The organism is Shewanella sp. DW31 (genome assembly GCF_015767295.1).
Taxonomy (GTDB): domain Bacteria; phylum Pseudomonadota; class Gammaproteobacteria; order Enterobacterales; family Shewanellaceae; genus Shewanella; species Shewanella oncorhynchi.
Map to the genome: position 1 here is coordinate 59820 of NZ_JADWMP020000009.1, position 26201 is coordinate 86020.

A 26201-nucleotide genomic window follows, 5' to 3' on the forward strand; every position below is an offset into this window, starting at 1 on the left:
ATCTCTTGTGTTTATCGACTAAAGATTAAGTCTTGTGAGGTTTGTTGAAACGGATTTTAGGGCTACAATTGGGATAAAACAAAAACAAGTTTGAGTCGCGAGAGAAGTATGCAGCTATTTTTGATGAGACATGGTGACGCCGGATTTAATGCTCAGTCTGATAGAGACAGAACACTGACCGATGTTGGAAGGCACCATACTATGTTGATGAGCAACTGGCTAGCTCGCAGTGTGGCTGATTTCGATCTTGTTTTAGTTAGTCCTTACTTACGAGCACAGCAAACGTGGCAGGAACTGAGTCAGCATTTTCCTGAGCCGCGTAAGTGGCTAGTCGCCGATGATCTTGTGCCTTCTGGCGATCCCGCCAATGTAGCCGCCTTGGTTGTTGCTTATGCTGAGTTATACAAAGCGGATAAAGTACTCGTGATTGCTCACATGCCGTTACTGGGCTACTTAGTCAGTGAGTTAGTGGCTGGCGTTGAGCCGCCATTATTCGCGACGTCAGGCATTACGCTCATTGATAAACATGCCGAGCAAGCGTCGATTGTATGGCAGCACGCCCCCCATAGTATTAGCTAATCTAGGTTAATATCTCTATTTACAAAACAAACGGCCCACATTAAATGGGCCGTTTTTTTCAGCTAAATAGTAAATGTTAAAGCCTAAGCCGATAGCGAGCTAACGTCTATGCGGTTGCTCACCAATATCAATCAGCACTAATAACGCCGCATCGCCGCCCCATTCTTTAGGGGCCTGATGGAAAGCCTTCACCATAGGATGCTGCACTAACCACATGGGAACTTGTTGTTTCAATATACCACTGCCATAACCATGCATAATGCAGCAGCACAGACTCTGTTGTTTGACGCAGGCTTGAATCAATGCTGCTAGCTCAAGTTTGGCTTCTGATTGGCGATAGCCGTGTAAATCCAGCAGTAAATCTGGCTGGTAATCGCCACGTCTGAGGCGTTTGAGTTCTAAACTGTCAACACCTTCTTCTAACCAACGCATCGGCCCTTGTACAGGCAGTAGTGGTTGATAAGTATCTGAGAAATAACTGTTAGCATGCAGTTGCTGCTCTTTCAGTTCTATTTCTTGTTTGGTTTTTAAGGGCATGCGAAAGTGTCGCTTATTTTGCGTGATGGGTTTAATTCCATCAATAAGCTTTGAGAACATCGCCAAGCCTTCTTTGTCATCGTCTTTATTCATGGCGGGTATTCTATTGAATCCTATGGTTTCTGAATAGAGTTCAGTTACAATGTTTGCGAACATACTAGCGGGAGCACGTTTTGGATAAGATCTTTGTAGATGAAGCTGTGACAGAATTACGCACTATTGGCGATATGTTACGTTGGGCCGTGAGCCGTTTTAACGATGCCAATGTGTATTATGGTCATGGTACTGATAATGCGTGGGATGAAGCCATCGCCTTAGTTTTCCATGCTTTACACTTACCCGAAGAAATCGGCCAGCAAGTGATTTTAAGCAACTTGACCAGCAGTGAAAAGCATAAAATTGTCGAGTTGATCATTCGTCGGGTCAGAGAGCGCCTACCTGTGCCTTACCTGACCAACAAAGCGCGTTTTGCTGGATTGGAATTTTACGTCGATGAGCGCGTGTTAGTGCCACGTTCACCGATTGCCGAAATGATCGCTAACCGTTTTAGCCCTTGGTTATATAACAAGCCAGTCACACGTATTTTAGATTTATGTACTGGCAGCGCTTGTATCGCGATTGCCTGTGCCTATGAATTTGAAGACGCCGAAGTCGATGCGCTGGATATCAGCGAGGATGCCTTAGATGTAGCGCAAATCAATATCGAAACCTTAGGTGTGATGGACAGAGTATTCCCGATGCAATCGGATCTGTTCTCGGCCATCCCAGAAGGGCCTCAGTATGATTTGATTGTCTCAAACCCACCTTATGTGGATGCCGAAGACATTGGCGACATGCCTGATGAATATCATCATGAGCCTGCCATTGGTTTAGCCTCAGGTCGCGACGGGTTAGATTTAACCAAGCGTATACTCGCCAATGCAGCGCAATACCTCACGCCAACGGGTTTACTCGTTGTCGAAGTCGGTAATTCTATGGTGCATTTGATTGAGCAGTTTCCAGAAGTGCCATTCACTTGGATTAACTTTGAAAATGGTGGCGATGGCGTATTCGTACTGACCCGCGATCAACTGGTTGAAAATCAGTCGGTATTTGGTATTTATCGCGACGCGCAATAGCCTAAGATAGCAAATTAGGTTGAGACTTTTCCCGCTGCCAGTTAGGCTTGCAGCGGGAAAATAAATTGTCCAGTACTCGCTGGGCGCGGAGCGATGAACAAATAACCTAAGGTGTACAAAGCGGATGTCTGGAAACAGTATTGGTCAAAATTTTGTAGTGACGACGTTTGGTGAGAGTCACGGTGTTGCACTGGGTTGCATTATTGATGGTTGCCCTCCTGGGCTTGAATTAACCGAAGCCGATATGCAGCATGATCTTGACCGCCGTCGTCCTGGGACATCCCGATATACCACGGCACGCCGTGAGCCCGATGAAGTGCGGATTTTATCCGGCGTCTTCGAAGGTAAAACCACGGGCACCTCGATTGGACTCTTGATTGAAAATACCGATCAACGCAGTCAAGATTACTCTAATATCAAAGATTTATTTCGCCCTGGGCACGCCGATTATACCTACCAGCAAAAGTACGGTATGCGTGACTACCGCGGTGGTGGCCGCTCTTCAGCCCGTGAAACTGCGATGCGGGTTGCGGCGGGTGCTGTGGCTAAAAAGTATTTAAAGCAAGTTCACGGTATCGAGATCTACGGCTATATGTCGCAGCTGGGTCCTATTTGTGCGCAGACCATTGATCTTGACCAAATCGAGCAAAATGCCTTTTTCTTCCCCGATGCTAGCAAGCTGGAAGCGCTTGATGAATACATGCGTGAGCTGAAAAAATCCGGTGACTCGATTGGCGCGAAAATCTCCGTTATCGCGACAGGTGTGCCAGTGGGTTTAGGTGAGCCAGTATTTGATAGACTCGATGCCGATATCGCCCACGCGCTGATGGGCATCAATGCTGTCAAAGGTGTTGAAATTGGTGATGGTTTTGGCGTCGTGACGCAAAAGGGCTCCGAAGGTCGTGACTTAATGTCGCCGCAAGGCTTTGAATCCAACCATGCGGGCGGTGTGCTCGGTGGGATTTCGTCGGGTCAGCCGATCATTGCCCATATTGCGTTAAAACCCACCTCCAGTATCAGTGTGCCGGGCCAAAGTATGACGGCGCAGGGTGAAATGGCCGAAGTTGTCACTAAAGGTCGTCACGATCCCTGTGTTGGGATCCGCGCGGTACCGATTGCCGAAGCTATGCTTGCCATTGTGTTGATGGATCACTTGTTAAGACACAGAGCGCAAAATCAGGATGTACGCAGTCACACACCCGTGCTTGGTATGCGATAGGCGTATGAAATAGGGGTATGAGATAGGCGCATGTGATAGATGGTATGCGATAACGATACAACAAGTGGCATGAGATAAAGGGAATGCGTTAATGTCAACTTCTTCTAGCACAAGCCGGCAATTACGCTGGCTTTGTGCCTGCTATTTTTTCTTCTTTTCTATTCTCGGTACTATGGTCCCTTATCTTGGGGTCTTCTTCGAAAATCGCGGTTTTAATCCTCAAGAAATTGGCTTTCTACTCGCCATCCTGATGGCGACGCGCATCGTTGCCCCGAATGTGTGGGCCAAAGTGGCTGACCGAACCGGGATGCGCGCCGAGCTGATCAAAATGGGGGCGGGAGCCGCCGCGCTGGCGTATTTGAGTTTCTTCTACCATGGCGGTTTTGTGTATATGGCGCTGAGTCTGGCCCTCTATACCTTCTTTTGGAACGCAATCCTTGCCCAGCTTGAAGTGATCACCTTAGAAACCTTAGGCGAGAATGCCAGCCGCTACGGTCAAATTCGCAGTTGGGGTAGTGTCGGTTATATTTGTCTTGTTGTCGGTGCGGGCTTTGCCATTGGTCAGTGGGGCACTGAGGTGTTGCCTTATATCGGTTTGTCATTATTTATCGGCATGTTAGCCAGTGCGTTGCCATTACCAGCAAATCGTTTAGTGCGCGACACCAGCCAAGTGCGGCCGCCATTGCAATGGAATCGGGCGATTATTTGGTTCTTAGTCTCGGCCATGTTGCTGCAAATGAGCGCGGGACCTTTCTACGGCTTCTTCGTCTTATATTTAAAACAAGCGGGTTACTCAGAATCATCAGCGGGGATATTTGTCGCCCTTGGCGCTATGGCCGAGATCGTGATGTTTATGTTCGCGCCGCGTTTACTCGGCCGCTATGGCGTGAATACCTTATTGATTGTCAGCATCGGCATGACTTGTCTACGTTGGTTATTGGTTGCTTTTGGGGTAGATAGTGTGTTGTGGCTTGGTTTTAGCCAATTATTACATGCCTTTACCTTTGGCTTAACCCATGCGGCATCGATTCAATTTGTGCATAAACATTTCGATGCGAGTCACAGAAGCCAAGGTCAAGCCCTATACGCCAGTTTAAGTTTTGGGGTTGGCGGCGCGCTCGGTACTTGGATTTGCGGCTATATTTGGGGCGATGGTAGTGGGGCGGTTTGGTCTTGGGTATTTGCCGCAGTATGCGCCTTTGCCGCTATGCTGGCGGTATTCTTTATCCCTAAGGATAAACCGAGTGTTGCAGCCCATACGGCCTAGTCATATCCATTAAGATAAAAGTATAAAAAAATCAAAAGATTGCGTTAAGTGAGGTAAAGGGTGATTCGGTTTCGTTTAGGGTTAGTTATCAATCCATTAGCTGGCTTAGGTGGCAGTGTTGGCCTTAAGGGCAGCGATGGCGTTGCCGAAGAGGCGATCGCCTTAGGCGCTGAACCCAAAGCCGCCTTGCGTATGATGCAGGCCCTCGAGGTTATCCGTGATTATAGTGATGACATTGAAGTCATTACTGCTTCAGGCATCATGGGTGAAGACGCCGCTAAAACACTCGGTTTTACCACGCGAGTGGTGTATCAAACTCCGGATAAAACTCAGGCACTGGATACGCAGGCCGTTGTGCGTGCGCTGCTGGATGAACCGCTGGATTTACTCCTTTTTGCCGGTGGCGATGGCACGGCCCGCGATGTTTACTCCGTATTTGAACAAGCCACTATCGACGACAAACTCCCTGTGCTCGGTGTGCCTGCTGGGGTGAAAATTCATTCCGGCGTTTACGGCATTACGCCCCATGCGTCTGGCATGGTGGTCAAGATGTTACTCGATGGCGAACTTGTCAGTTTGATGTCCGCCGATGTAATGGATATTGATGAAGTGGCTTTTCGCCAAGGCACAGTGCGCGCTAAACGCTTTGGTGAGCTCTTAGTGCCCGCCGAGCCGCGTTATGTGCAAGCGGTGAAGATGGGCGGCAAGGAAGTCGATGAACTCGTGCTGGCCGATATCGCCGCCGATGTGATCAATCAAATGGAAGATGAACTGTACATCATGGGCTCTGGCAGTACGGTTGCCTTTGTGATGGAAGAGTTAGGCCTCGATAATACCCTGCTCGGTGTTGATCTTATTCAAAATAAAAGTTTAGTCGGCAGTGACTTAACCGCGAACAAATTACTCGAACTGACCCAAGATAAGCCGACTAAGTTGGTGATCACTCTGATTGGCGGTCAAGGCCATATCTTAGGGCGCGGTAATCAACAATTGTCGCCCGAGCTCATTCGGCGCATCGGAAAAGACAATATTATTATCCTTGCCACAAAAACTAAGCTAAAAGCACTTGATGGACGACCACTAATTGTGGATAGTGGCGACCCTAAATTAGATAGCGAGCTTGGCGGCTATTATAAAGTGACGACGGGCTACCATGATTACGTCATGTATCAGGTGGCCAATCCAGATTTATTGGTCGCAGCAGATGTGTCGGCCAATCCAGTATTAATGGAGAGTTAGACCCATGTTAGAGCATTACGAAGACGCATTAGAACAGTGGATCGCCAGCGTTGTTAGCCATGGTGATGACGATGCTTTGTTTGCTTGTGGCTACTTACAGGGCCATGTGGCCGTAGTGTTGTCCCAATTGGAAGCGCAGGGTGAAACGGATCTTGATGCTTTAATGCTAAAAATGACCGACTGTCTAGCACTCGCGCGCCAAGAATTAAACGATGCCGATTATGCCTTGGTTGAACAGGCATGGGCACAGCTGCAGGCAAAGATTATAGGCGAATTGGATGTTGCCTAGCTCCCAGCCGATGACTGACAACGAGCACGTGACTAATACCGAAGTAACGAGTGTAGAAATGCCGAGTGCTGAATTAGCCTGTGAGCAAACGCTCGATGCTAGCGCGGTATTTATCGGTTTAGTGAATCCTAAAACGCCCGTTAACGTCGGTGGCATTATGCGCGCATCGGGTTGTTATGGCGTCGATGGCGTATTTTACACTGGCAGGCGCTACGAGTTAGCCGCGCGTTCGGGTGCAGTGCAATACCATGTCGATACTAAAGATGCTGGCGAGCGCATTCCGCTCACTGGCGTCACTTCATTGTTAGCCGCGGTTCCGGCGGACACTCAGCTTATCTGTGTCGATTTGGTGGTGGGCGCGACGCCGCTGCCGGATTTTGTTCATCCCGCGAAAGCCTTTTATGTGTTTGGTCCTGAAGATGGCACCATTGGCCAAGAGATTATCGATAAAGCCGATGCCGTAGTGTATGTGCCTACGGTCGGGTGTATGAATCTTGCGGCTTCGGTCAATGTGTTGCTATACGACAGATTGGCTAAATCCCACCGTGAGGCTGCAAGCCTGACATCGAGCCTAGTATCTGGTCTACCTTCGAACTTAAGCGGCGATGCGCTCATCCGTCAGAGTCGTGATAACAACAATCGTACTCGGGTGAAAGGGCCCAGAGCGCCGCGAAAACCTCGACATGTTGAATCCAGTAGTGTCGGGTCTAGCAGCCTTGAACCTAGCAGCATTGATAACGCGATAGCCATCACAGCAGCTTAATTGGTTTAAAAATAACATTTTTAAAAAGGGATTAAGCCATGGCTTAATCCCTTTTTTATAGCGCTCAAAAACGTTATTTTTCTAGCGATTGATTGCCTAGAGCGCTTTGCCCTTGAGCAATTTTCGCAGCCACATACGATTAGGGTTGAGTTTACACAGAGTAGCTTTATCGAGTGGTATTGGCTCGCCGCAAAGCTGCGCCGCGAGACATTCGGCGGCCAATGGCCCAGAACTTAACCCCCGTGAGCCTAACCCACCGAGAATATACAGCCCTTGATGCACCGGCGCTGGCGTGGTTTGCCAGTAGTGACGACTCTCTTTCGTGAGTTGATGCTCTGCATAATCCTTAATAATTTGCGCCACATCGGGCGCGCAGCCCATCATAGGGAAATGATCCCGCGTCACCATACGCACGCCAACACGGGCATTGTTGCCACTCATGTCGATATCTTCAAGCCAAGGCTGATTGGGATAACTCTCGTGCATTTTGGCGAGGTTTTCTTGTTGCTCCTGCGGGCAAAAATCTAGATGCTTAGGTTCTTTAACGTAACTCGCGCCAAGGCAGTGGAGTCCTTCGTGACTCGGGGTTAAATAACCGTTGGCGCACAGCACAGTCGCGAGCTGACTCAATTGAAATTGAGCGGGCACATGGCTGACTTGGCCGCGAAAAGGGCTAATTTGTAATTTGTTGCTGGCATCAAATTGCGTGAGCGCTGCGCCATTGGCGAGCACAACTTGCGCAAAGGGGCCAAAGCGATGCTTAGCGGTGATTAAATACCAACCTTCACTTTGATGCTCAATTTCAAGGATCTCAGTCTCCAAATGGAGTTTGACCTCAGAAAGCTGCTGCGCTTTTTGTATTGCGGCTTCGGCATATTCGTAGGGACAAACCCAGCCAGCCAGCGGATAGAAAAAGCCTGATTTGTCAATATTAATGTTCGCAAGAGAATTAGCCTGCTGCGCATCGACTCGATAGGCAATTTCACTTGGCCAGTTCTGGCTTTGAATAATTTTATCGAGTCGTAATTGGCTGCGTTCATCGTGGGCAGTTTGCAATACCCCGCAAAAATCATGGGAAATCGGCGCTTGATTTGGGGCGGGGACAGATGTCAGCGCTTGTACTCTACGTCGACTAAATAAAAATGCTTGCTGGAAGAAGCGGCTTAATTCATCATTTTCCGGTGTCAGCAGCGGATAAATCGCCCCTTGGCGGTTGCCCGAGGCGCCTTGGCCAAGCTTGGCATCTTTACAAAAGAGCTGCGTACATTGGCCTCGTTCCGCCAAAGACAGCGCCAAATGCGCCGAGGCTAACCCGCCGCCTATGATGGCAATCGAGCTGGGCGCGTCCGAGGATAAGATTGCAGCCATAGGATTAAAGGCATAGGCTTTAGCATCTTGCTGGCGTAAGACGTGGCGCTCGTGTAACAAAATGGCATCAGGCTGATGGTTTGTTTGTATTTCAGCGCAGGTAAAATCCCTCACCTCAAAGCCGCAGGCTTGGAAACGGCTCGCAGGTGTTTCGCTTAGTCCGCTTGATTCGTTTAATCCAATAGTTGCAACAGTGGCGCCATCGTCACTGAGTTTTGCCATCTGCCAATGGATCTGCTGATTTAACCCATTTTGTAGATGGGGCAATACCAGCCAGTGCTGAACGGGGTGAAGCGGAGAATGGATGAGCGAACTGAGCTGGGATTGAATATCACCAAAGTGCAGGTCGATTGTGGTACGACCGTCATCAAAAATTAATCTCTGACAACCTATAATAGCCGTCGGCTCTGTATGAAGTAAGCGTTGGGCAAATGGCTCAAGCTCAGGCTCTTTGGCTAAACAGGCGGATTGATCCCAAAGTAATTTAAGTTCGTACGCATTAATCGGATTGGGTTCGAATACGTTAAGGAGTAAACGTTGGTTAGGGTTCGCCTGAGTGCGCCACCAAGATAAGAGTTCAAGCCCGTTACCTAAACCCATTTGGCCTAATACTAAGAGTTTTTGCTGTGAATGAGCCTCAAATACCCGCTGCTGATAAATGCTCAATTTGCTGAGATAGTGTGCATCAGTGTGAGCGGTTGCGGGATAAAGGTTGATTAATTGCGGGTAATCGCGCTTAATTTGGCAAGGTTTATTGGGCTCTGCAGTCAAAGAAATTTACTCTCGGTCTCATAATTGGCATTATTTTACTCGCCTTTATGGAAAGCTGACCACTTAATTGAGTCAAAACAGATACTATTGGCTCAGCGAAAAGTAGGTACTGACATGTACACAATGGATAGCAATAAAATGAAAAGAGTCGTGATCACCGGAATGGGTGTTGTTTCAAGTATCGGTAATAACAAGCAAGAAGTGACCGAGTCACTGAAAGCGGGCCGCAGTGGTATTACGCATTCAGCTCAGTTTGAAGAGATGCAGTTACGTAGCCACGTATGGGGTGACATCAAGTTAAACCCTGCTGAGCATATCGATCGTAAGGCATTGCGTTTTATGGGTGATGCGGCAGCTTATGCCTACATTGCTATGCAAGAAGCGGTTGCCGATGCCAATTTAACTGAAGAGCAGTATTCAGATCCGCGCGTAGGGCTGATTGTGGGTACAGGCGGCGCATCATCGTCTAACCAAGTACAATCTGCCGATACATTGCGTGAAAAAGGCGTTAAACGCGTAGGTCCGTATATTGTGCCTCGCATCATGTCGAGCACGGCCAGCGCTTGTTTAGCCACGCCATTTAAAATTAAAGGCATGAATTATTCTATCAGTTCAGCCTGTGCAACCAGCGCCCACTGTATTGGTCACGCCGTTGAACTTATCCAAATGGGTAAGCAAGACATGGTGTTTGCCGGTGGTGCTGAAGAAGTGGATTGGACACTGACCATGGGCTTCGACGCTATGGGCGCACTGTCAACTAAGTACAATGCCACACCCGAAAAAGCCTCTCGTACCTATGATGCAGACCGTGATGGTTTTGTGATTTCTGGCGGCGGCGGTATTTTAGTGGTTGAAGAGTTAGAGCATGCTCTGGCTCGCGGCGCAAAAATTTACGCTGAAGTGATTGGTTATGGTGCGTCTTCAGACGGTTATGACATGGTGGCGCCATCGGGTGAAGGCGCTGTGCGTTGTATGCAAATGGCGATGATGGATGTCGATACTCCAATCGATTACATCAATACTCACGGCACTTCAACGCCAGTGGGCGACGTGCGTGAATTAGAAGCGCTACGTGAAGTTTTCAAAGACAAGTGCCCACCGATTGCATCGACTAAGTCTATGACAGGTCATGCATTAGGCGCCGCAGGCGTACATGAAGCGATTTACAGCTTAATCATGATGGAAAACAGCTTTATTGCCCCAAGCATCAATATCGAAAGTCTGGACGAAGCGGCGAAAGATATGCCTATCGTGCGTGAATATCGCGATGCTGAGCTGAATACAGTCATGAGTAACAGCTTTGGTTTTGGCGGTACAAACGCCACGCTAGTGATGCGTAAATTCAAATAAGTTTGTTTATCAAACGCGATAGAAGGGAAGCTTATGCTTCCCTTTTTTATGGGCGTTTTTTGTAAACCTGTTGCATCGACAAGGATTTATCCCATTAGTCTTGTTAGAATACCGAGCATCTTGATGCCTTCCATTCCCACTTTTTTTAGATCAGGTGCCCATGAAGATTTTAGTCGATGAAAATATGCCCTATGTTGAACCGCTATTTGGCGATCTCGGGGAAATTATTCCTGTTAATGGCCGCACGTTAACCGCAGTGCAAGTGCGCGATGCCGATGTGTTATTAGTGCGCTCAGTCACCAAAGTGAATGCCGAGTTGCTCTCGGACAATCATCAACTGAAGTTTGTCGGCAGTGCCACTATAGGCACAGATCATGTGGATTTAGCCTACCTTGCCGAGCGTAATATCCCCTTCTCTAATGCGCCAGGTTGCAATGCGACTGCGGTTGGGGAGTTTGCTTTTATCGCTATGCTGGAGTTGGCGCAGCGCTTTAATTCGCCGCTTAAGGGCAAGGTCGTCGGCATAGTGGGCGCGGGCAATACCGGTACTGCAACAGCTAAATGCTTGCAAGCCTACGGTATTAACGTGTTGCTTAACGATCCCATTAAAGCTGCAGAGGGCGATCCACGCAGTTTTGTGAGTTTAGAGACCATCATGGCGCAGGCCGATATCATCAGTTTACATGTGCCCATCACGCGAACGGGCGAGCATAAAACCAAACATTTATTCGATGAGGCGCGCTTAAAGGCGCTCAAACCCAATACTTGGTTAGTTAATTGCTGTCGTGGCGATGTGATAGATAACAAAGCACTTATCAGAGTTAAACGGCAGCGTGATGATCTTAAATTAGTGCTCGATGTGTGGGAAGGCGAGCCAACACCGATGCCTGAACTGGTGCCACTGGCTGAATTTGCCACCCCGCATATTGCAGGTTACAGCTTAGAAGGTAAGGCGCGCGGCACTTTTATGCTCTATCAAAAGCTGTGTCAGTTACTTAATATTGCTGCCGATAAAAGTCTGCTGGATCTCTTGCCAAGCTTTAACATTAAGGCGGTCGAACTTGCGACAGCGCCGAATGAAAAAGCGTTATTACAGCTCGCGCGTTTTGTCTATGATTTGCGCGATGATGACAAGATGTTCAGAAATACATTCTTAAATGAGAATGGCTTCGACACTATGAGAAAAAATCACCAACATAGACGCGAATTTAGTGCATTGGCGCTGGCTTATGACGGTCAATCTGAGGTAGATTGGTTGTCCAATTTAGGTTTTTCAGGAGTCGGTCAGTAGCTATGTCACAGGAATTTAATGTTGTCGTTTTAGGTGCATCGGGCGCAGTGGGTCAAACTATGATAGAGATCCTCGAAGAGCGTAATTTCCCGGTTGCCAATTTGTATCCTTTAGCCAGTAGCCGCAGCGCCGGTGAAACGGTCAACTTTCATGGCAAACAAATTACCATTCTCGACGTAGAAACCTTCGATTGGACCCAAGCTCAAATTGGTTTCTTCTCTGCAGGAGGTGATGTTTCCGCCAAATGGGCACCGATTGCCGCTGAAGCAGGCTGTGTTGTGATTGATAACACCTCTCACTTTAGATACGACATCGATATTCCTTTGGTTGTACCTGAAGTGAATCCGCATGCTATCGCTGATTTCCGCAATCGCAATATCATTGCTAACCCAAATTGCTCAACCATTCAAATGCTGGTGGCACTTAAGCCTATTTATGATGCCTATGGTATCAGCCGCATTAATGTGGCAACGTACCAGTCAGTATCGGGCACAGGTAAAAAAGCCATTGAAGAATTAGCGCATCAGTGCACTAAATTACTGCAAGGTTTACCTGCTGACGCTGAAGTCTATCCAAAACAAATTGCTTTTAACGTATTGCCACAAATCGATAAATTTATGGATAACGGCTATACCAAAGAAGAAATGAAAATGGTCTGGGAAACCCAGAAGATTTTCGGTGACGATGAGATTTTAGTGAATGCGACTGCTGTACGTGTGCCTGTGTTTTATGGTCACTCGGAAGCCATTAATATCGAAACTCGTCAGCCTGTTGATGCCGAAGACGTTAAAGCTTTACTGCGTAATGCCGAAGGAGTGGTATTGTTTGAATCCGATGATGATTATCCAACTGCTGTGACAGATGCCGCAGGAACCGATCCGGTTTATGTGGGTCGCATTCGTAAGGATATTTCTCATTCTCACGGGATTAACTTGTGGGTCGTGTCAGACAATATTCGTAAAGGCGCAGCCTTGAACAGTGTGCAAATTGCCGAGATCTTAGTGAGAGATTATTACTAAGCATTAGATTGCATTTGATGCCCATTGAAAAGCCTGCTGTCAGCAGGCTTTTTTTGTTTTACAATTGTGAACAGTAGCAGGGCGGGGATTTCTGGTTTATAGTAATCTCAATAAATACAATTGCCTAAAGCCTGTTATCAGTGAGATAACTTTATAGCGCTTCAAAGGGAAGGATTGATGAAATTTCGCACTTCGTATCTTGTGGGTCTAATGGCCACTGTTTTAGCTGTTTCTTCTACCGCTTATTTTATTGATCCCGCCGTTGCTGCAGATACACCAAGATTAAAACCCTTAAAAATCATGGGGCCAGACGGACAGATCCGTCAAGTTAACCATCAATATGGTCCAACGACATCGAAAGACACTTTTTGGAGCATAGCGCAAAAAGTCCGTCCTGATGCCAGTGTTAGCGTCTATCAGGTGATGGCCGCCTTATACGATGCTAACCCTCATGCGTTTAACTCTGCCAGTTATAACAGTTTAGAACGCGGTATGATCCTGCTCATTCCGTCTAAAGAAGTCATGCTGTCGATCCCCAATCGTATGGCGATAGCCAGAGCAGAGCAAAGTGATAGACAATCTCGTGCTCCGGCGAAAGCAACGTCTAAACCGCCAGCTAAGGTGACGACAGCGAAAGCGCCAGTCACGGCTCCTGCGGTGATTGTTGAAACGAAAGTGACACCACCTAAAGCGGTTGTTGAAACACCTGTTCCAGAAAAGCCCAAGATGCTGAGTTCAGATGTGACGGCGCGGTTAGAAGCTGCAGAAAGCAAAAATCTGTCATTAACCGATGAATTAGCCCGCACGCAAGATCAACTCTCAGTGCGCACTTCAGATGTTGAAGCGCTAAAAGTTAAAGTTGAAGAATTAAATCAACGGATTGCTGTGCTGGAAGAAACACTTCAAGCCAGCAAACTACAAAACCAAGCCTTGAAAGCCGAAGTTGAAGCTGCGCAAGTGCCAGAGACGACAGCTGTTGAAGCTGAAGTAGAGGCAGAGGCACCTATTGAGCCCGATGACTTGTGGCGCAATATCCTTAATAGTCCTGTGTTATTGATTGCCGCGGCTGTGATCCCTGCCTTGTTCTTACTGCTTGCTGTGTTCTGGTTCCTGCGCCGTAAACGCAATAAAGAACGTCGTGAAATGCAGACACAAGAAGCGGTTATGGCCGCCGGTGCCGCTGGGATTGCGGGTTCCGCCATCATGGACATGGATGATGACGATTTAGACGATATGGCGGTACATTTAGATTCTGACCATGCGGACTCCATCGATAGTCTTCTTGATATGGGCAGTGTCGATTTACAACCTGAGCAAGATTTGACTGACTCCCACGATCAGATGGATATGGCTTCTGAAATGTTTGTCGATCCGGGGATCTCTGCCGAACCTGAGGTTGAAGACGAAGGGCAATCTCTTGATGACCTGTGGGCAGAAGCTATGGGCGATCAGGAGGATGATATTCCTGAAGAGAAACCCAAATCTGGCAATATTCTTGAGGAAGCCGATCTTGATGCACTATTAGCTGGCCTAGGTTCTGACGACAGCACTTCTGAAGACAGCACCGAAGCCGAAGAGGATTTAAGTGAATTAGAGCGTAACTTTGCGAGCGATTTAGCTCAAGAAGATGACAGTAATAATGTTACTTCTAAGCTGAATGATGTTGAAGTCGCAGACACCAAACCTGCCGATGAAGCCATCGCGGATGACGATGATCTTGATGCATTACTTGCCGAGTTTAGCGTTCCTGCTGAAGATATTGAGACTGCACAAGCGCCAGAAGTTGTTGCGTCTGATGATGAAGATCTCAGTGCTGCCATAGCCGCAGAACTCGGTGATGAGCTAGATGATGAACTTAGCGGAGAAGACGTTGATGATATCGATGCCTTATTGGCTGATTTCGATAAACCAACGCCAGCCGCTGAACCTGAAGTCGAGCCTGATCTTGGCGCTGAAATTGCTGCTGAACTAGATGCGGAGCTTAATGAACTGGGCGTAGAAGACACCGATGACATCGATGCCCTGTTAGCCGATTTTGATAAACCAGTAGAACCTGAAGTTGAACCTGATCTCGGCGCTGAAATTGCCGCTGAATTAGACACTGAGCTTAATGAACTGGGTGTAGAAGATACCGACGACATTGATGCCCTGTTAGCCGATTTCGATAAACCAGCAGAACCTGAAGTTGAACCTGATCTCGGCGCTGAAATTGCCGCAGAGCTAGACGCTGAGCTTGATGAGCTGGGTGTGGAAGATACCGATGATATTGATGCTCTGTTAGCGGATTTTGATAAACTGACGCCAGCGGTTGAACCTGAAGTCGAGCCCGATATTCGTGCTGAAATTGCCGCTGAGTTAGACGATGAACTTAATGAATTAGGCGTAGAAGAATCCGATGATATTGATTCACTACTGGCGAGTTTTGATGCTGAGCCTGAACTCAAAGTCGATGCCGAAGATGATGATATCAGTGCAGAAATCGCCGCAGAATTAGAAGCTTCGTTACCGGAAGACATAAAAGGTGAAGCATCAGGTGATGATGATTTAGATGCACTCTTAGCTGAGTTTGATGTGCCGGAGCAATTGGATGCCGATGAAGATGAATTCGACTTCGATATGGAAACGGCGCAGCTCGATTCAGAAGACAATTCAGTTGACGAAGATAATTTACTTAAAGGCATTGGTGCGGCTCACTCTATCGATGGCACCGATGATACTTTTACATTAGTCGAGGAATTGAGTGACGATAACGACGCTGATGTATTAGCGACGGCCGCAGTCACTTTGGCCGCTGCTGCAGCCGCGGCCAGTATTAAAGAAAAAGAATCTTCTTTCTTTAATGATTTAAAAGCCAATAAGAGCAAAGATCCCCATGTGCTCGATTGGGACTCAGAGCTAGATTTTGCGCCTAAGGCTAAGCCTGCGGCAACGCAAGCAGATGTAACGGCTAATGATGTTGAGCCTAACAAAGATGCCACAGCGCTCGATTATGCTTCTCAAGAGAAGCCCATTAAGGCTACGCGTAATGATATTGATTTTAGTGAAGATTTTAAACTTGATATCAAAGAAGACGCGGATGATTTGGACCTTGAGCAAGGGCTAGACTTAAGTGACGATAACGTGCTCGCCGCTTTTACAGCCAATACAGATTATGACGATGAAGATGTGTTGACGTCGGAAGACAGTTTCTCTCTGGTCGATGATCATAATCTTACCGTCGATGAAGCCTTGGCTGCACTCGATGCCCAGGAGTCGCGAAAAGCGCAGAAAAAGTTTGTTCCTGACCATGATTTAACCAGTTTCCAAAATGAAAACGGTTTTATCGATATCGACAAGTTGTTGAATGATGCCGATGAAGAGGGGGCTGATACCGATTTGTATTCGGAAGTTGACGTTGAGATGAGTGATGTCGGTGCCTTAATCGGTGATGCCGCGATGATCGATGTTGATGATGAAGAAAACTCAGTCAACGCTAAGCTGGATTTAGCGCGTGCTTATATCGAAATTGACGACAGCGACAGTGCGAAAGCCCTGCTCAAAGAAGTGCAAATTGATGGTAACGAGCGCCAGCAAGATGAAGCTGGGCGTTTGCTCAAAGAGATTAGTTAATCCCGGTTGAGAGTGTTTCAATCTAACGGCGCCTTCAGCGCCGTTTTTTTTATGGGCTGCTGTGATAAAATGCGCCGCTAAATCAATTGTGAGGATAAGTGGATGCGGATTGCATTAGGTATTGAATATGACGGTAATGGTTATTTTGGCTGGCAACGTCAGGCCGAAGTCGATTCAGTACAAGGGCAATTAGAACGGGCGTTATCGATAGTGGCTAATGAGCCTATCGGCGTCTTCTGCGCTGGCCGTACCGATGCGGGCGTGCATGCCACTGGCCAAGTGGTTCATTTTGAAACCAATGCCATTCGTAATGAAGGCGCATGGACCTTAGGGGTGAATGCTAATTTGCCCGACAATATTGCCGTACGTTGGGTCAAAGAAGTCGACGACAGCTTCCATGCGCGCTTTTCGGCGACCGCCAGACGCTACCGCTATGTGATTTATAATCACACTTTTCGCCCTGGGATTTTACGCCATGGTGTAAGCCATTATCACGGCAATATCGATGCTGACAAAATGCACCAAGCGGCACAGGCACTCTTGGGTGAGCAGGATTTTACCAGCTTTCGCGCTGTCCAGTGTCAGTCGAAAACACCGTTTCGTAATGTACATTGCGTTAATGTCACGCGCCAAGGTATGTATGTGATTGTTGATATCGCTGCGAATGCTTTCTTGCATCACATGGTGCGCAATATTGTCGGTTCATTGTTAGAAATCGGTCTAGGTAATCAGCCACTGACTTGGATGGGCGATTTGCTCGCGTTAAAAGACAGAAACCAAGCCGCAGCAACGGCTAAACCCCATGGACTCTATTTAGTTGATGTGACTTATCCAGAACAATATCAATTACCTAAGCTCGCCCTTGGGCCATTATTCATGTTGGATTGAAAAGATCTTATTTGAGAGATAATCGAATACGAGGATATACGGACATGCTTACAGTACCAGCGTCAAATACAGAATTGGAACAGTGGTTGGATTATTTGCTATCTATACATCCAACCGAAATCGATATGGGGTTAACCCGTGTCTCTAAGGTCGCGCAAACCCTTGGTCTTTTGGATTTAGGTACAACCAAGATAGTGACAGTGGCGGGGACGAACGGCAAAGGCACCACCTGCGCCATGCTCGAAAATATTCTGCGCCTATCGGGTTTGACGGTGGGCGTATACAGTTCGCCACACATGCTGAAGTACAACGAGCGAGTGCGTATCAATGGTAGCGATGTCAGTGATAGCGGTTTTGTTACGGCATTTGAGCAAATTGAAGCCGCGCGCGGCGATATTTCTCTGACCTTTTTTGAGTACGCTACGCTCGCAGGCTTGATACTCTTTAAAACCGCTCAGCTTGATGTGGTTATCTTAGAAGTCGGTTTAGGTGGACGGTTAGATGCTACCAATATTATCGATGCCGACATTAGCGTACTGACGTCGGTCGATTTAGACCATGAAAGTTATCTCGGTAATACCCGTGAGCTTGTGGGCCGTGAAAAGGCGGGCATTTTCCGCCGTGGTAAACCTGCCATTGTAGGTGAACCCAACTTGCCACACACTGTCAATGATGTCGCCAATGAGGTTGGCGCCATCTTGTATCGCGTCGGTAACGAATTCAGTTATCAAGCCCATGGCAATCTGTGGGATTTTCAAGGTCAAGTGCTCAAACTGCACGATTTAGCGTTACCAACTTTGCCATTACCTAATGCGGCGACTGTATTGGCAGTGATTGAACAGGGCTGGCCGGATATCACGCCTGCAATTATTGCTGAGGGTATTAGCACGGCTCGGTTAACGGGTCGATTAGAGCGGGTGAGTGAGCAGCCGTTAGTGTTACTCGATGTTGCCCATAATCCCCATGCGGCGCGGTTTTTGGTACAACAGTTAGCGCCAATCGTTGTGGGTAAGCGCGTGTTCGCCCTTTGCGGCATGTTGAAGGATAAAGATATCGCAGGTGTGTTGCCTGTGATCAACCCACTGATCGACACTTGGTATTTGGTCAGTCTGCACGGTGAGCGTGGCGCGAGTTCGGCCATGTTACGCAAAACATTAGCCACTGAGGCTGCTGCATTTGAGTTTGAGGACATATCTGAGGCTTGGTCTGCATTAAAAGCGCAAATTAACCCAGATGATGTGGTAATTGTGTTTGGCTCCTTTTACACTGTGGCAGGTTTTAAGTCTCAATTTATGCAGGAAGTCAGTTTTGTCTAGCCAGTTTCATAATCGTTTAGTCGGCACTGTGGTGCTGGTTGCGCTTGGGGTAATTTTTTTGCCGGATATTTTGGATGGCAAAAAAGATCGCCAAGAAGAGCAGTTTTCCGAAATTCCTTTGCGCCCGACCGTGATTGAGCAGCAAAAAGCCGACGATGATATGTTTGAAGTTTTGTCGGCCGAGGATGCTGCCGCGCTGAATGGGACTGAGGTCGCCTTAGCCGAAATGCCAGTTAATGCTGACAATGAAAAGTTTGTCGCCGCGGCAGTAATTGAAGTCGCAAAGCAAGATGTTAAGAAAGACGTTAAGCCTGATGTTAAAAAAGCAGAGCCTAAGCCTGAAACGAAACCTGAAGCTAAAAAAGAGCCGCCTAAAGCCACTGTAAAAACTGAGCCGGCTAAAAAAGCGGACGCTAAAGCGACTACTGTGGCTAAGGCTGAAAAGCCTAAAGCAGAAACGCCCAAAGCCAGTGCAGCCAAAGAGGATGCCGTTAAAGTGGTCAGCCGTGACAGCTTGAAAAGTGGCTTTACCTTGCAGCTTGGCAGTTTTAACAACGCAACGAATGTTAAAGCTTTGGTTGCACAGCTGCGTAAGAGTGGTTTTAAAGCGTACACTATTCCTGAAAACCCTAAAGATGGCGTATTAACTAAAGTGTTTGTCGGACCCGATGTGTCTGAGGCAAAGCTGAAGAAAGTACAAGTTGAGGTGGAAAACCTTACACGTCTCAAGGGCTGGATTGTTCCTTTTAATCCCTTAGAATCTTAATGGTGATACAACACACGAGACTGAAAATGATTTATTTACCTCACTAGGGGTGAGAATCGTTTCAGTCTCTGGTAGAATCGCGCCGTCTTAAAGCCCATGTCGGAAAGCCATCTCAATGGTTTGGATTGATTACGCTATCATATTCGTCATCGGATTATCGACTCTCATCAGTCTGATCCGTGGATTTGCCAAAGAAGCCATGTCCTTAGTGGTATGGTTTGCGGCTTTCTTTGTTGCCAGCCAATTTTACCAAGATCTTGCCGTTCACTTAACACAAATGAACGATGAGATGCTGCGTAATGGCGTTTCTATTGCCATCCTCTTTATTACCACTTTGGTACTCGGTGCCTTAGTTAACTATATTCTCGGACAACTTGTTGTCAAAACCGGATTATCTGGCACTGACAGGCTTTTGGGCTTGTGCTTCGGTGCTATTCGAGGCGCGCTTATTGTGAGCGCCTTGTTGTTTTTCATGGATGCTTTTACAGGCTCTCCCAACTCCCAATGGTGGAAAGATTCTGTGCTAGTACCCGAATTTGGCGTTGTTATTCAATGGTTTTTTGACTATTTGGAAAATACCTCCAGCTTTGTACCCAAACTATAAGAAAGAAAATAAAATAATCCTAAGTGATAGAACATCTTACAATGAGGAAGCTTACCCATGTGTGGTATCGTCGGAATAGTTGGCCAATCATCGGTTAATCAGACCATTTATGATGCACTGACAGTGTTGCAGCACAGAGGTCAGGATGCGGCAGGTATTGTGACCATTGATCGTGGTGCTTTCAGACTACGTAAAGCCAATGGTTTGGTTAAAGACGTTTTTGAAGTCAAACATATGCAACGCCTACAAGGTAATGCTGGTATTGGCCATGTGCGTTATCCAACTGCGGGCAGTTCAAGCGCATCTGAAGCGCAGCCTTTCTATGTTAACTCGCCATTTGGGATCTCATTAGCCCATAACGGTAACTTAACCAACACAGTCGAATTAGCCGAAGGGCTGATCAAAAAACGTCGTCATGTGAACACCACTTCGGATTCTGAAGTCTTGTTAAACCTGCTCGCCGACGAACTGCAAAAAACCACGAGTTTAACCCTGACGTCGGAAGAAGTGTTCGATGCGGTCGCTAACGTACACCAACAAGCTCGTGGCGCCTATGCGGTTGTTGCCATGATTATTGGTCAAGGCTTAGTTGCGTTCCGTGACCCATTTGGTATTCGTCCTTTAGTATTAGGTAAGCACGAAACCGCCACTGGCACTGAATACATGGTGGCTTCTGAAAGCGTGGCACTCGATGCCGTTGGCTTTGAAGTGATGCGTGATGTGGCACCGGGTGAAGCGATTTATGTTTCAATTGACGGTCAGCTGTATACCCGTCAATGTGCAGCCGAGCCTAGCTATGCACCTTGTATCTTCGAATTCGTCTATTTTGCCCGTCCAGATTCGACGATCGACAAAGTGTCTGTATATGCAAGTCGCGTCAACATGGGCGCTAAGCTTGGCGAGAAGATTAAGAAGGAATGGTACGATCACGATATCGACGTGGTTATTCCTATTCCTGAAACCTCTTGCGATATCGCGCTGGAAATTGCCCGTTGCATGGATTTACCGTACCGCCAAGGTTTTGTGAAAAACCGTTATATTGGCCGTACCTTCATCATGCCTGGTCAACAGGAGCGTAAGAAGTCAGTGCGTCGTAAGTTGAATGCCATTAACACTGAGTTCAAAGGCAAAAATGTCCTGTTGGTGGACGACTCTATCGTTCGCGGTACGACCTCAGAGCAAATCATCGAAATGGCCCGTGAAGCAGGTGCTAAGAAAGTGTACTTTGCCTCTGCCGCACCGGAAATTCGTTTCCCGAACGTGTACGGTATTGACATGCCAACGTCGAATGAGCTTATTGCCCACGGTCGTGATGCCGATGAAATCGCCAAGTTAATTGGTGCTGATGGCATTATTTTCCAAGACTTGCCCGATTTAATTGAAGCGGTAAGAATGGAGAATCCTGCGATTAAACGTTTCGAAACGTCCGTATTTGATGGTCACTACATCACGAACGACGTTGACCAAGCGTATTTAGATCACTTGACGCAACTGCGTAATGACGATGCCAAAGCCGATCGAAATAAAGATATCGGCACTAACTTAGAGCTGCATAACGTCTGTCACCCATAAGGATTGTGAGTCATTTAGTATCGTAAAGTTTGTGTCCTTTTTGTTCTAAACGATACAAAAAAGCCAGTGAGAAATCACTGGCTTTTTAATGGCTTATATTTGCTTAACGGATCATAGTGGTAACGTCTACGTATTTATGCGTTGCGCTGTTTCAGTCATTACATTTTCTTCAGCGTGCTTACGTTCAACCCAGTAATCCGCATTTTTAATACCCAGTTTTACCGGGTCGAAAAGTGGCTCTATGCCGAGTGCTTGCTGTGATTCATAATCTTTAAGGCAAGTGAATGCGGTTTTCCTCAATAGAATAATGGCAATAATATTGAGCCATGCCATGAGTCCGACACCAATGTCACCCATTCCCCAAGCCATATCAGCCGTTTTAACTGTGCCGTATACGGTTGAGCCAATGATCACGACTTTGAGAACGACCATGAACCAAGGATGATTTACTTTACGGTTAATATAGGCAATGTTGGTCTCAGCAATGTAGTAATAAGCCACTATGGTCGTAAAGGCGAAGAAGAACAGTGCGATAGCCACAAAGATATTGCCAAATCCTGGCATCATACTTTCCATTGCCGTTTGTACGTAGCCTGGTCCTGCAGCGACTCCGGCAATGCCTGTATAGAGCGCCGCACCGTCTGGGCCCTGAACATTATACAGTCCTGTAATGAGCAGCATGAAACCAGTTGCAGAGCAAACGAATAAGGTGTCGATATACACAGAAAAAGCTTGAACTAACCCTTGTTTGGCTGGATGGCTTACCGCCGCTGCAGATGAGGCATGTGGCGCTGTACCTTGACCCGCTTCGTTGGAGTAAATACCCCGCTTTACCCCCCACATGATGGCTAAGCCTAAAATGGCACCAAAACCCGCATCAAAGCCAAAGGCACTTTTGATAATTAACCATAAAATACCCGGTAGCTGGCCAATATTTAGCGCTATGATGACACAAGCCACTATGATGTAACCCAGTGCCATAAAGGGGACGACGGCACTGGCAAAGTGAGCGATACGTTTTACACCGCCAAAAATGATAAAACCAAGAAGCATGGCCAGTATGGCTGCCGTCACATTAGGATCTATGTTGAAAGCGGTTTTTAAACTTGAACCTATCGAGTTAGCTTGTACGCCTGGCAGCAGGATCCCGCAAGCAAATATGGTCGCAATTGCAAATACCCATGCATACCATTTCATGCCTAAGCCTTTTTCAATATAAAAAGCAGGCCCACCACGATACTCGCCATTGATTTTTTCTTTATAGACTTGACCTAAGGTAGATTCAACGAAGGCGGAGCTGGCACCGAGAAAGGCAACCATCCACATCCAAAATAAAGCGCCAGGACCACCAAAGGTGATTGCTGTGGCAACCCCTGCAATGTTACCTGTACCGACTCGACCCGCTAATGTCATCGCGAGTGCTTGAAAAGACGACACTCCCGCATCAGTACTCTTACCATCAAACATCAGGCGGATCATTTCTGGCAGATGGCGCAGCTGTAAAAATCGAGTGCGAAGGGAGAAATAGAGCCCGACACCTAGGCAAAGAAAAATAAGTGCAGGGCTCCAAATTACACTATTGATCGCGTTGACAATCTCATTCATAGACTCCGATTCCTTTATTGTGTTGTTTTAGCAGAGTTTTTAGGTTTACGGTTATTCAACAGATGTTGAGTTAGGACATTCACTTTTGATTAAGACATTTTTTGTAAATATCCAAGATACTCAACATAACTATTTTTTTGGGAGCTTCATAGTTAAAGTGTTAAATATTTGAAACCAATGTGTTTTGAAATTGAGTTTTAGCATGGATAAATAGAGCGGAGGGGCGAGTTAACTCGAAATACGGTAGTGATTTATTATGAATGTCAGTTATCCCATTACCCAAAGTAGCATCCACACGCCGAATAAGCTGCTTAAGCTATGGCGCGTGATTTGGTGGCTGAGTAATAGAGATACACTCACAGCAATAGGAATGACGAGAATGAATCCCCATGCTAACGGCATATCGATGATTTTCATTTGTCCCAGCCAGGTACTGGTGAGCATGCTTATTGCGAGTAACATTAAGCTATGGAATATCAATAACTGATTGAATCTTAATATTAATGCTGGAGTTATTGTCATAGCCTGTCGCGCATTTATTGCAAACTGTCTCATAGTTACTCCTTAGTTATTTAGTGTATCTTATGCATTGTTGAGAATCATTCGCAATTGAATTTACACTTAAGCTTTTACATTTAAGCTCGGTTTACTACAGAAATTTGCACTCAACTGGCGTTTGGGCTAAATTGTACTGTAATTATATCCAGTGCTTGGTGTTTGTATGATTCTCTATATCGCAGAAAAACCTAGCCTAGGGCGGGCCATTGCCGATGTATTGCCTAAACCCCATAAAAAAGGCGATGGATTTATCGAAGCCGCCAATGGCGATTGTGTGTCTTGGTGCGTTGGTCACTTGCTCGAGCAAGCAGAACCTGATGCCTATAATCCCGAATTTAAGTCTTGGAAATTCGAGCATTTGCCAATAGTGCCAGACAAGTGGCAACTAAAGCCTAAGGCTGCGACCCGCAGCCAACTCACAGTGCTAAAACGATTAGTCAAACAAGCCAACACGCTGGTTAACGCGGGCGATCCCGACCGCGAAGGGCAGTTACTCGTGGATGAAGTGATTGCCTATCTTGGCGTGACGGGGGACAAGCTACATCAAACCCAGCGTTTACTGATCAGTGACTTAAACCCACAAGCTGTAAAACGGGCTCTAACGCAGCTACGCAGTAATCGCGAGTTTATTCCTTTATCCACATCGGCCTTAGCCCGCAGTCGTGCCGATTGGCTCTATGGCATGAATATGACGCGTGCGTACACCATCCAAGGTAAAAAGGTCGGTTATCAAGGCGTGTTATCCGTCGGCCGAGTACAAACGCCATTGCTTGGGCTAGTGGTGCGCCGTGATGAAGAGATTGCCCACTTTCAATCTAAGCCTTTTTATGAAGTACTAGCGCATTTGGCGACCGAGAAGCAAGAAACTTTCAGCGCCAAGTGGCAACCTAGCGAAGCTTGTCAGCCTTATATGGATGAAGAAGGACGAGTGTTAGTGAGAGGGTTAGCGCAAAATGTGGTGAGTCGCATCAGTGATAAGCCCGCCTTAGTCACTCAATTAGTGGCTAAGGACAAGAAACAGAATCCACCATTGCCCTACAGCTTATCCGCGTTACAGATTGATGCGGCCAAACGGTTTGGTATGAGTGCTAAGGATGTGCTCGATACCTGCCAAAGTTTGTATGAACGTCATAAACTCATTACTTACCCACGCTCCGACAGTCGTTATTTACCCGTTGAGCAACATAACCTTGCGCCTTCGGTACTTAAGGCGATAAGTGACGGTGCTGCTGAGTTATTGCAAGGTGCTGATGCACCCGATCCCCGTCTTAAATCTAAAGCATGGGATGATAAAAAAGTGGACGCCCATCACGCAATCGTCCCCACAGAGAAGACGGCTAACTTATCTAGCTTGAGTCAGCGTGAGAGGCAGTTATATCTTCATGTTGCTCGCCAGTACTTAGCCCAGTTTTATCCGGCTTATTGTTACAATGAAACCACAGTGCAAGTGACAATCGAGGGTGGTTTATTTAATACCAAGGCGCGTCAGGATAAATCCCTCGGCTGGAAGCAACTCTTTGCCCGCCAAGAGCCAAATGGCAGTAAGGCGAGTGGCAACAAGTCGACGGAAGAAAGCGCAGGTAAGGACGATGAGGAGAATGACGAGTTTATCGGCCAATTACCGCCTTTGAAATTGGGACAGGCTTTGCATTGTACTCGAGGCGAATTGTTGGAGAAAAATACTCAGCCACCAAAGGCCTTTACCGATGCCACTTTACTCGGAGCTATGACGGGTATTAGCCGTTATGTGACCGATCCTGAGATCCGTAAAATTCTTAAAGAAACCGACGGATTAGGTACAGAGGCTACCCGTGCAGGTATTATCGAATTGCTATTCAAACGCGGTTTTTTACAACGCTTAGGTAAATCTATTGTCTCGACAGACGTGGGGAAAGGATTGATTAACAGCTTGCCCGCGAGTGCGACTACGCCGGATATGACAGCGCTTTGGGAAGCGAGTCTGAATGGCATTTGCCATAAAGAAACCTCTTATCAAGCCTTTATGCAGCCACTGCTCGGCACCTTATCCACGCTTATCCAGAATGCAGGCGCCCAACTGCCAACCGCGCTTAATGGTTTACAAGGCCAAGGTTATCGTAAAACGGCAAGTAATAAATCTGGTTATCATAAGTCGTATTCTAAAAAATCAAGTTCAGCGAAAGGTATCGGTACAACAAAAAACGATGGTTCCAACAAATATGCTTCCCAAAAGACCAGTTCCAAAAGTTCGGTAACTCGATCAACCAGTCGTTCAGCTTCTAATAGCCGCAAATCTACAACAGCAGTGTAATGACACACTTGTTGCATATATGTCGTTATTGTCTTTTGATGTAATAACGACATTTAATTTATCTAACGGTATTTAACAACCGATAATCACGATATTTCGAGATTGCCTGATCCGTATCTAAAAAACACCTTGATTTTCAGCTTTTCCTCCCGGTGGCATATAACCTGCTTACTATTGATTGGG

Annotated in this window: 21 protein-coding genes; 17 read left to right on the forward strand and 4 right to left on the reverse strand. The window is 46.9% G+C overall.

Annotated features, from left to right (window positions below; all coding sequences use genetic code 11):
• Positions 1 to 108 precede the first annotated feature (108 nt).
• Positions 109 to 579, forward strand: a complete 471-nt coding sequence (gene sixA, locus GWI56_RS09665) for a phosphohistidine phosphatase SixA (protein ID WP_198572773.1) — start codon at positions 109 to 111, stop codon at positions 577 to 579.
• Positions 580 to 678: 99 nt separating this feature from the next.
• On the opposite strand, the gene smrB is transcribed toward sixA, so the two are convergent.
• Positions 679 to 1209: an endonuclease SmrB gene (gene smrB, locus GWI56_RS09670; RefSeq protein ID WP_028761044.1), complete on the reverse strand. Its 531-nt coding sequence runs from the start codon at positions 1207 to 1209 to the stop codon at positions 679 to 681.
• 80 nt (positions 1210 to 1289) lie between these two features.
• On the opposite strand from smrB, the gene prmB reads away from it, so the two are divergent.
• The 6 genes from prmB (at position 1290) to GWI56_RS09700 (ending at position 7011) form a co-directional block, all read left to right on the forward strand.
• Positions 1290 to 2234, forward strand: coding sequence for a 50S ribosomal protein L3 N(5)-glutamine methyltransferase (gene prmB / locus GWI56_RS09675; protein WP_011788895.1), 945 nt, complete (start codon positions 1290 to 1292; stop codon positions 2232 to 2234).
• A 124-nt stretch (positions 2235 to 2358) separates the two neighbouring features.
• Entirely contained in the window at positions 2359 to 3453 is a 1095-nt protein-coding gene (gene aroC / locus GWI56_RS09680; protein WP_028761043.1) for a chorismate synthase, read from the forward strand.
• Positions 3454 to 3544: 91 nt separating this feature from the next.
• Complete coding sequence (locus tag GWI56_RS09685) at positions 3545 to 4720, forward strand: MFS transporter (protein ID WP_198572774.1); 1176 nt, start codon at positions 3545 to 3547, stop codon at positions 4718 to 4720.
• A gap of 60 nt (positions 4721 to 4780) precedes the next feature.
• Positions 4781 to 5959, forward strand: a complete 1179-nt coding sequence (locus GWI56_RS09690) for an ATP-NAD kinase family protein (protein WP_198572775.1) — start codon at positions 4781 to 4783, stop codon at positions 5957 to 5959.
• A 4-nt stretch (positions 5960 to 5963) separates the two neighbouring features.
• On the forward strand, positions 5964 to 6248 hold the full coding sequence (locus GWI56_RS09695) for a YfcL family protein (RefSeq protein WP_011788898.1): 285 nt from the start codon (positions 5964 to 5966) through the stop codon (positions 6246 to 6248).
• Positions 6238 to 7011, forward strand: coding sequence for an RNA methyltransferase (locus GWI56_RS09700; RefSeq protein ID WP_198572776.1), 774 nt, complete (start codon positions 6238 to 6240; stop codon positions 7009 to 7011). Before GWI56_RS09695 ends, GWI56_RS09700 begins: the two co-directional genes overlap by 11 nt.
• A 96-nt stretch (positions 7012 to 7107) precedes the next feature.
• Here the strand turns inward: GWI56_RS09700 and mnmC are convergent, their stop codons facing one another.
• Complete coding sequence (gene mnmC, locus GWI56_RS09705) at positions 7108 to 9150, reverse strand: FAD-dependent 5-carboxymethylaminomethyl-2-thiouridine(34) oxidoreductase MnmC (RefSeq protein ID WP_198572777.1); 2043 nt, start codon at positions 9148 to 9150, stop codon at positions 7108 to 7110.
• A 138-nt stretch (positions 9151 to 9288) separates the two neighbouring features.
• On the opposite strand from mnmC, the gene fabB reads away from it, so the two are divergent.
• The 9 genes from fabB (at position 9289) to purF (ending at position 21565) form a co-directional block, all read left to right on the forward strand.
• Positions 9289 to 10500 (forward strand): beta-ketoacyl-ACP synthase I, encoded by a 1212-nt coding sequence (gene fabB, locus GWI56_RS09710; protein ID WP_198572778.1) that lies wholly within the window; start codon positions 9289 to 9291, stop codon positions 10498 to 10500.
• A 160-nt stretch (positions 10501 to 10660) separates the two neighbouring features.
• The gene (locus tag GWI56_RS09715) at positions 10661 to 11791 is read left to right on the forward strand and encodes a 4-phosphoerythronate dehydrogenase (protein ID WP_198572779.1); all 1131 of its coding nucleotides are present in this window, start codon (positions 10661 to 10663) and stop codon (positions 11789 to 11791) included.
• A gap of 2 nt (positions 11792 to 11793) precedes the next feature.
• On the forward strand, positions 11794 to 12810 hold the full coding sequence (locus GWI56_RS09720) for an aspartate-semialdehyde dehydrogenase (RefSeq protein ID WP_198572780.1): 1017 nt from the start codon (positions 11794 to 11796) through the stop codon (positions 12808 to 12810).
• A gap of 177 nt (positions 12811 to 12987) precedes the next feature.
• Entirely contained in the window at positions 12988 to 16419 is a 3432-nt protein-coding gene (locus GWI56_RS09725; RefSeq protein ID WP_198572781.1) for a FimV/HubP family polar landmark protein, read from the forward strand.
• A gap of 102 nt (positions 16420 to 16521) precedes the next feature.
• Positions 16522 to 17307, forward strand: a complete 786-nt coding sequence (gene truA / locus GWI56_RS09730) for a tRNA pseudouridine(38-40) synthase TruA (protein ID WP_028761033.1) — start codon at positions 16522 to 16524, stop codon at positions 17305 to 17307.
• 44 nt (positions 17308 to 17351) lie between these two features.
• The gene (gene folC, locus GWI56_RS09735; RefSeq protein WP_198572782.1) at positions 17352 to 18623 is read left to right on the forward strand and encodes a bifunctional tetrahydrofolate synthase/dihydrofolate synthase; all 1272 of its coding nucleotides are present in this window, start codon (positions 17352 to 17354) and stop codon (positions 18621 to 18623) included.
• Complete coding sequence (locus GWI56_RS09740; protein WP_198572783.1) at positions 18616 to 19389, forward strand: SPOR domain-containing protein; 774 nt, start codon at positions 18616 to 18618, stop codon at positions 19387 to 19389. The genes folC and GWI56_RS09740 overlap by 8 nt, the downstream gene beginning before the upstream one ends.
• A 115-nt stretch (positions 19390 to 19504) precedes the next feature.
• The gene (locus GWI56_RS09745) at positions 19505 to 19993 is read left to right on the forward strand and encodes a CvpA family protein (protein ID WP_028761030.1); all 489 of its coding nucleotides are present in this window, start codon (positions 19505 to 19507) and stop codon (positions 19991 to 19993) included.
• A gap of 57 nt (positions 19994 to 20050) precedes the next feature.
• Complete coding sequence (gene purF / locus GWI56_RS09750) at positions 20051 to 21565, forward strand: amidophosphoribosyltransferase (RefSeq protein ID WP_028761029.1); 1515 nt, start codon at positions 20051 to 20053, stop codon at positions 21563 to 21565.
• A gap of 126 nt (positions 21566 to 21691) precedes the next feature.
• Here purF and GWI56_RS09755 read toward each other — a convergent pair whose 3' ends face one another.
• Positions 21692 to 23170 carry an alanine/glycine:cation symporter family protein gene (locus GWI56_RS09755; RefSeq protein ID WP_105252099.1) on the reverse strand — a complete coding sequence of 493 codons (1479 nt, stop codon included), beginning with the start codon at positions 23168 to 23170 and terminating at the stop codon, positions 21692 to 21694.
• 267 nt (positions 23171 to 23437) lie between these two features.
• Positions 23438 to 23725, reverse strand: coding sequence for a hypothetical protein (locus GWI56_RS09760; protein ID WP_113940721.1), 288 nt, complete (start codon positions 23723 to 23725; stop codon positions 23438 to 23440).
• A 166-nt stretch (positions 23726 to 23891) separates the two neighbouring features.
• Here GWI56_RS09760 and GWI56_RS09765 point away from each other — a divergent pair, with 166 nt between their 5' ends.
• Positions 23892 to 26018, forward strand: a complete 2127-nt coding sequence (locus GWI56_RS09765) for a DNA topoisomerase III (RefSeq protein ID WP_198572784.1) — start codon at positions 23892 to 23894, stop codon at positions 26016 to 26018.
• Positions 26019 to 26201 lie beyond the last annotated feature (183 nt).

Bases quoted from the DNA above. Each gene is read 5' to 3' on its own strand.
- sixA (WP_198572773.1), top strand. From the start codon at position 109: ATGCAGCTATTTTTGATGAGACATGGTGACGCCGGATTTAATGCTCAG.
- smrB (WP_028761044.1), bottom strand. From the start codon at position 1,209: ATGAATAAAGACGATGACAAAGAAGGCTTGGCGATGTTCTCAAAGCTT.
- aroC (WP_028761043.1), top strand. From the start codon at position 2,359: ATGTCTGGAAACAGTATTGGTCAAAATTTTGTAGTGACGACGTTTGGT.
- GWI56_RS09685 (WP_198572774.1), top strand. From the start codon at position 3,545: ATGTCAACTTCTTCTAGCACAAGCCGGCAATTACGCTGGCTTTGTGCC.
- GWI56_RS09695 (WP_011788898.1), top strand. From the start codon at position 5,964: ATGTTAGAGCATTACGAAGACGCATTAGAACAGTGGATCGCCAGCGTT.
- GWI56_RS09700 (WP_198572776.1), top strand. From the start codon at position 6,238: ATGTTGCCTAGCTCCCAGCCGATGACTGACAACGAGCACGTGACTAAT.
- fabB (WP_198572778.1), top strand. From the start codon at position 9,289: ATGAAAAGAGTCGTGATCACCGGAATGGGTGTTGTTTCAAGTATCGGT.
- GWI56_RS09715 (WP_198572779.1), top strand. From the start codon at position 10,661: ATGAAGATTTTAGTCGATGAAAATATGCCCTATGTTGAACCGCTATTT.
- GWI56_RS09720 (WP_198572780.1), top strand. From the start codon at position 11,794: ATGTCACAGGAATTTAATGTTGTCGTTTTAGGTGCATCGGGCGCAGTG.
- GWI56_RS09725 (WP_198572781.1), top strand. From the start codon at position 12,988: ATGAAATTTCGCACTTCGTATCTTGTGGGTCTAATGGCCACTGTTTTA.
- truA (WP_028761033.1), top strand. From the start codon at position 16,522: ATGCGGATTGCATTAGGTATTGAATATGACGGTAATGGTTATTTTGGC.
- folC (WP_198572782.1), top strand. From the start codon at position 17,352: ATGCTTACAGTACCAGCGTCAAATACAGAATTGGAACAGTGGTTGGAT.
- GWI56_RS09745 (WP_028761030.1), top strand. From the start codon at position 19,505: ATGGTTTGGATTGATTACGCTATCATATTCGTCATCGGATTATCGACT.
- purF (WP_028761029.1), top strand. From the start codon at position 20,051: ATGTGTGGTATCGTCGGAATAGTTGGCCAATCATCGGTTAATCAGACC.
- GWI56_RS09755 (WP_105252099.1), bottom strand. From the start codon at position 23,170: ATGAATGAGATTGTCAACGCGATCAATAGTGTAATTTGGAGCCCTGCA.
- GWI56_RS09760 (WP_113940721.1), bottom strand. From the start codon at position 23,725: ATGAGACAGTTTGCAATAAATGCGCGACAGGCTATGACAATAACTCCA.
- GWI56_RS09765 (WP_198572784.1), top strand. From the start codon at position 23,892: ATGATTCTCTATATCGCAGAAAAACCTAGCCTAGGGCGGGCCATTGCC.